At 67.6% G+C, this 5,349-nt stretch carries 7 protein-coding genes and 1 pseudogene; 5 read left to right on the top strand and 3 right to left on the bottom strand.

Features of this window, described 5'->3' with window-relative positions; translation table 11 throughout:
- Together ACZ7IB_RS46120 and ACZ7IB_RS46115 are read right to left on the bottom strand one after the other, a co-directional pair.
- A partial coding sequence (locus ACZ7IB_RS46120) for an RICIN domain-containing protein (RefSeq protein ID WP_470921148.1) occupies positions 1-200 on the bottom strand: 200 nt, incomplete at its 3' end.
- A 617-nt stretch (positions 201-817) separates the two neighbouring features.
- Positions 818-1,369 carry a GNAT family N-acetyltransferase gene (locus tag ACZ7IB_RS46115; RefSeq protein ID WP_470921146.1) on the bottom strand — a complete coding sequence of 184 codons (552 nt, stop codon included), beginning with the start codon at positions 1,367-1,369 and terminating at the stop codon, positions 818-820.
- 75 nt (positions 1,370-1,444) lie between these two features.
- Here ACZ7IB_RS46115 and ACZ7IB_RS46110 point away from each other — a divergent pair, with 75 nt between their 5' ends.
- Positions 1,445-2,077, top strand: coding sequence for a TetR/AcrR family transcriptional regulator (locus ACZ7IB_RS46110; protein ID WP_470921144.1), 633 nt, complete (start codon positions 1,445-1,447; stop codon positions 2,075-2,077).
- Positions 2,078-2,120: 43 nt separating this feature from the next.
- On the opposite strand, the gene ACZ7IB_RS46105 is transcribed toward ACZ7IB_RS46110, so the two are convergent.
- Positions 2,121-2,708: a hypothetical protein gene (locus ACZ7IB_RS46105; RefSeq protein ID WP_470921142.1), complete on the bottom strand. Its 588-nt coding sequence runs from the start codon at positions 2,706-2,708 to the stop codon at positions 2,121-2,123.
- Between the two features lie 417 nt (positions 2,709-3,125).
- Here ACZ7IB_RS46105 and ACZ7IB_RS46100 point away from each other — a divergent pair, with 417 nt between their 5' ends.
- From ACZ7IB_RS46100 to ACZ7IB_RS46085, 4 genes and pseudogenes are all read left to right on the top strand, one after another.
- Entirely contained in the window at positions 3,126-3,317 is a 192-nt protein-coding gene (locus ACZ7IB_RS46100; RefSeq protein ID WP_470921141.1) for a hypothetical protein, read from the top strand.
- 49 nt (positions 3,318-3,366) lie between these two features.
- Entirely contained in the window at positions 3,367-3,813 is a 447-nt protein-coding gene (locus ACZ7IB_RS46095; protein WP_470921139.1) for an SRPBCC family protein, read from the top strand.
- Positions 3,814-3,823: 10 nt separating this feature from the next.
- Positions 3,824-4,590 (top strand): annotated as a pseudogene (locus ACZ7IB_RS46090) (aminotransferase class I/II-fold pyridoxal phosphate-dependent enzyme); the annotation flags it as partial.
- A 158-nt stretch (positions 4,591-4,748) separates the two neighbouring features.
- Entirely contained in the window at positions 4,749-5,219 is a 471-nt protein-coding gene (locus ACZ7IB_RS46085) for a hypothetical protein (RefSeq protein ID WP_470921137.1), read from the top strand.
- The last annotated feature ends 130 nt before the right edge of the window (positions 5,220-5,349 follow it).

The following is a 5,349-nucleotide window of genomic DNA, read 5'->3' as shown; positions in this document are numbered from 1 at the left end:
ACGTCGAGGCACTTGTCGGCGAAGGTCCGAATCTCGAAATCACCGTTGCCGACGTCCCTGATCCTGAACTGCTGGTTGGCCGTGCCGGCACACCCGTACTGGATGACCGGGACGTCGTCCGCCCGGCTCTGCTCCCTCACGTCGAGGCACTTGTCGGCGAAGGTCCGAATCTCGAAATCACCGTTGCCGACGTCCCTGATCCTGAACTGCTGGTTGGCCGTGCCGGCACACCCCGTACTGGATGACCGGGACGTCGTCCGCCCGGCTCTGCTCCCTCACGTCGAGGCACTTGTCGGCGAAGGTCCGAATCTGAAAGGTCTCGTTCTGCAGGCCTGCGCCCGACGCATTTGTGGTGGATGCTGTGGCCACAGCAGATGCTGCGAGGGCCAAAACCGTCAGGACGCGTCGCCCCGTCGTTGTTACAAACCGCATGAAACAGCCTTCTCGCATTCCCGACCCGATGCCGGGATCACACAAAGTAACGACGATATGCGCGCTAAGTGGCTTTCGTGGGGGTATGTCACGCGTTCGTGTACCAGGAGGCCCTCCCGCGCACCCTCGTCTTGGAGTCAGGCGTAGCGATCTGGCCCTGCCGTCATGCCAGGCGGAGCACGAGTATCCGTTCCAGCCGGTCAGGGTGTTGGCTGATCCCGCCGACGTTCGTGTGGCCAGCGCGTCAGGGCTTCGATCTTTTGTCGTTCGTTGGGGTGACGACCCGTGGGATGTGTCAGACCCTTGACTTCCTCAGTTGATCATTGCCCCGGACGCATTCTGGCGCCTTTCACGTTATTCACCACCGACTCAGCCCGGGAAGCACTCATGCCCGATCGGCAGGGCCCTTCTGGTTGCCCGCCGAGGTGGTGTGCAGGTCGAGGACCCAGTTCTGGCCGACGAGGTCGTGCCCGAAGCTGTTGTGGGGTTCCTCGTCGGCGAGGGTGAAGCCGAGACCCTGGTAGATCTTGCGCGCGGACACCAGCACATCGTTCGTCCACAGTGTCACCTGCCAGTAGCCGGCCTCGCACGCAAAGACCAGGCATTCCTCGACAAGGCGGGTGCCGAGGCCGAGGCCCCTGGCCTTCGGAGTGACGAGCAGGATGCGCAGTTTGGCCACCCCTGGTTCGTCGCCGGCGACGAGGAAGACGCAGCCCGCGCGCTCGCCGTCGGCCTCGGCGATCCAGGCGGCCTCCTTGGCCGGGTCGTGGTCGGCAGCGTAGTTGGCGACGATCTTGGCGACCAAGGCTTCGAAGTCGGTGTTCCAGCGAAACTGCCGGTCGTAGAACTCGCCGTGGGCCATCACCACCCAGCCCAGGTCACCGGGACGGTTGGCACGGCGCACGATGACGTGCGGCTGGTGTTCCTGCTGCGGCATGGGTCGCTCTCCTGGCCCCTCGACTGCATTCAATTGCCACTGACACAGCTGTTTCAGTAACGCTAGGCTAGTTCCATGTCCCAGGAAGCGACAATCCCGTCCGCCCGGCAGGTCGAGCTGCTGGAGGCCGCCTATCAATACGCGCTCGCGCACGGCCTGGCAGACCTGTCCCTGCGCCCGCTGGCGTCGGCCATCGGCTCCAGCCCACGCGTTCTGATGTTCCTGTTCCGGAACAAGGACGGCCTGTTCAGGGCGCTGCTGGCGCGCGCCCGCACCGACGAGCTGGCGGTCCTGGACCACCTTGCGCAAGCCGACCAGCCCATCGGCCTGGCCCCTGCGGTTGAGCAAATCTGGGCCTGGCTCGCCGCCGAAGAACATCGCCCGCTGCTACGGCTGTGGGCCGAGGCGTACGCCCGATCTCTCATCGAGCCCGACGGCGCCTGGGCAGGCTTCGCCCGCGCCACCGTGAACGACTGGCTCGACGTCCTGGCCACCTGCCAGCCACAGCCCGAGCGAGACAGCGAGGACGGCGCCACACGCCGCACCCTGGCCCTGGCCGTGCTCCGGGGCGCCCTGCTCGACCTTCTCGCCACCGATGACGAGCGCCGGGCCACCGCTGCTGTCCACCACCAGCTCGCCCTGCTGCACGCTGTTGTCACCGATATAGGCACCCTGTCGACCGGCCGACACGGCAGCCGTAGTTTGTGATCGATAGCATGCGGGTGCCGGTCAGCGGCCGGGCGGGATGGCTTCAGGTATGGGGACGGCGGCAAGGGCGCTGTCCCCGCCACCACCACGGCGACCGCCCGCACACGTCACCCAGCACCGAGACGGCCAGGGCCAGCAGCGCAGCCAGGCCACCGTCACCGATCGGCAACTGCTCGACCCCGGTACCTTCATGCGCAGGACGAAAGCCGTCCCGGTCAAGACAGAAGAGCGAAGCCGGCCCGAGGACATCGAGGACAGGCAGCACCGCACGCAGACGGGAGGCGTCGACGAGCTCTTCGTGGGACATCGTCCGCGCTGCGGCGTCCACCATCCCGGCGGCCCGCGCACTCGGCGCAGTAACGATGGCAGCGTCACCGATCCGCACGACCCCGGCCCACAACGGTAGACACATCCGCGAACCGGGCGCGACCACGACGTTCACCCCTCTCAACGGACAGAACTCGACCGGTGTGCCCGCCAGCTCCACCCATAACTCCCGGGCGCGAACGAGCAGAAGATCGTTAACTAGGAACGCGGGTATGGGCTTGCGGGCCATTGCAACGTTCGATGCCATCACCTGCGGCGGAGTCGGCATCGATACCCACGGCCTGCTGCTGGCCATCTGGGTCACCGCCGCCAGCGTCTCCGACAACCCCGGCGGCATCCACCTGCTCCCCCACATCGCCCACACAAACCCCCGCGTCACGGACGACTCGCTCACGCAGTTCGTCGGGATACTTCCGGGGGGCATCAGACGTGTGCTTCCCGTCTGCCCAGGCGATCACGCTGTTACGGAATCCGGTTCAGCTCAGCCCCATATGGACCTGTCGGATTGTGCAAGTGATGCGGTCGGCATGAGGCTGGAGGCCAAGCCCGTGGGCGGCCGGACCGGGAACCCGGTGCGGCCTCGCCCAGCCGTCGAGCCGAGGATGACCACGGCTGACCAGCCTGAGAAGCCAGGGGCCATCGTTGTCGGAGCCGACGGCTCGGACTCATCGAAGCAGCCATTCGCTGGGCCGTGCGAAGGGCGGAGTTCATCCATGGTGTGGTGAAAGCGGAAACCGTTGAGGATTTCCCGCAGTTCCACGGCGCGCTCGACTGGTTACCCCACAATAGCGGCGATGAAGCGGCCCGCCAGGCGATCCGCACACACCGGCTGATCCATCGCCAGGTTCACGCCGGGCTTCAAGGCTGCCCGGCGCCTGCTGTGCCGGACGGCCTCATCCCGGAGGAGCCATGACCGGCAGCATCTCCCGTCTCCCTCACCCTCCAGAAAGAAAGTGATCAGCGTGGCCCGGAACTGCCGTCTGATCCTGAGCTCGCCGTCCGAGGTCTGGGGCCTGCTGTCCGACGGCCACCGCTTCGGGGAGTGGGTGACAGGAACCCAGCAGGTCCTCGCCGCGGACCCGCATTGGCCAGAAGTAGGCGCCCGCCTGAAAGTCCGAGTTGGTGCTGGCCCCCTGACCCTCGACGACACTTGCGTCGTCCGCATCTGCGAACCGCAACACCGCCTCGAACTGGAAGCCAAGGCAGATCCTTTCGGCGCAGCCCGCATCGCCATGAACTTGATCCCCTGGGGCGAGAACACCCTCTTCGTTCTCGACTGGCACCCCCTCCGGGGCCCCGGCACCCGGATGCACGGACTCCCCGTGGATTACATCGTCGCGGTCCGTAACGGCATGATGCTGACGAAGCTGGCCCGGATCGCGATGCGTGAGCATGGCGGAAGCGCTTGAGGCGCACTGCTTCGGACTCGCAGCCGCGCGGATCACCCCGTCCCCACAGATAAGGACGGCATCATGCCCGACGCGCTGGACGCGCTGGACGCGCTCGTCGCGGCGGAACGGCCCAAGCTGCTGTATCCGGTGCCCAACTTCCAGCACCCGACCGGCCGGACGCTGCCACTCACAGGCCTGCGAGCCGTAGCGGAGGTGGCGGCACGGCGCGGACTCTGGGTCGTCGAGGACGACCCGTACGGCGAGCTGCGCTTCAGCGGCGAACCGGTGCGGTGGATCTCGGGCTGCGCCGGGGCAGAGGACCGCACAGTGCTGCTGAGCAGCTCCTCCAAAGTGATGGCCCCGGGCTTCCCCGAGGAGCGACAGAGACTTGTTCGCTCATACCAACAGCACGCGAGGCTGGTGCTCACGAGCATCGAGTCTCTCCAGGAAGCCACCAGGCGCGTCTTCGGCAGCTACTCCTCCCTCGTGTCCGGAGAGCAGAACGGAGTGATCAATCGGTTGACCATCGTGTCGACGATCTTCCTGCCGCTCTCGTTCCTGACTGGCTTCTTCGGCATGAACTTCACGTACATGACCAACGAGCTCGAGAGCAAGGTCGTCTTCTGGCTGCTCGCCGCAGGGTTGCAGGCGATCGTCCTGCTCATCGCTCTCTACATGCTGCACCGCACCCGCATCTGGCGGAAGCTGCGCGAAGAAGACAACGCCGATGACCTGGGAGCCCACGCGCGGCCGACATCCGGCATCGGCAGGCGCAGCTCCAACCCTGGCAGGTGATACGTCGACGTGAGCAGCACTCCGGACACGGACACCGGGCGTCGTGGGCCGCCTGCCTTCGGAGTTCTCCTCTGTTCCGAAACCGCGAAAGTGCGGTCGGGGAAACCGGTATCGGTGATGCTCACGGCCTTCCGCCGCGCGGCCGTACGGGAGTTGCCATGCTCGTCGATGGCAGTCAGGTCAACGACCCGGCCGGCGTCGAGCCGTCCGCGGGCGGCAAGAGAGCGCTGCTCGGTGAGGAACGTACCGGTGGGGGTGGTGAAGGGGATCGCGAGGTGGTCGTGGGCGTGGTGGCTGTCGGCGACGCTGGTGCGGCCGAACGCGCGGGAGTGGACCTGGCGGCCGTGGCCAGGCTGCTGGCCGACGGGACCCGGGCCACCGTGTACGCGCCCGCTCAGCGGGCCACCGGCCTGGGCTGGGTCACCGGCATCGGCCGCACCGGCGCGGTCGTCGGCCCCTGGCTCGGCGGCGCCGTCATCGAGGGCGGCAACGCCGGCCTCGGATTCACCACCTTCGCCGTCACCGCCGTGCTGGGCGCGGTGGCGATCTGCCTGGTGCCGATCGCGCGTCGCACCCGGTGCGAGCCCGCCGCGCAGCAGACCTCAGCACTGTCCGGTGCGATCGGCTGACGCCCCGCCCCACCCCACCTCGCGAGTGACGCGATCGGACGCGGGGGGGGGGGGGGGGGGGGGGGGAGGGGAGGGCGGGGGGGGGGGGGGGGGGGGGGGGGGGGGGGGGGGGGGGGAGGCGGGGGGGGGG

This window comes from Streptomyces sp. NPDC037301, assembly GCF_055602785.1.
The sequence above is the reverse complement of the archived record's forward strand: the minus strand, read 5'-3'. Positions and strand labels throughout refer to the sequence as shown.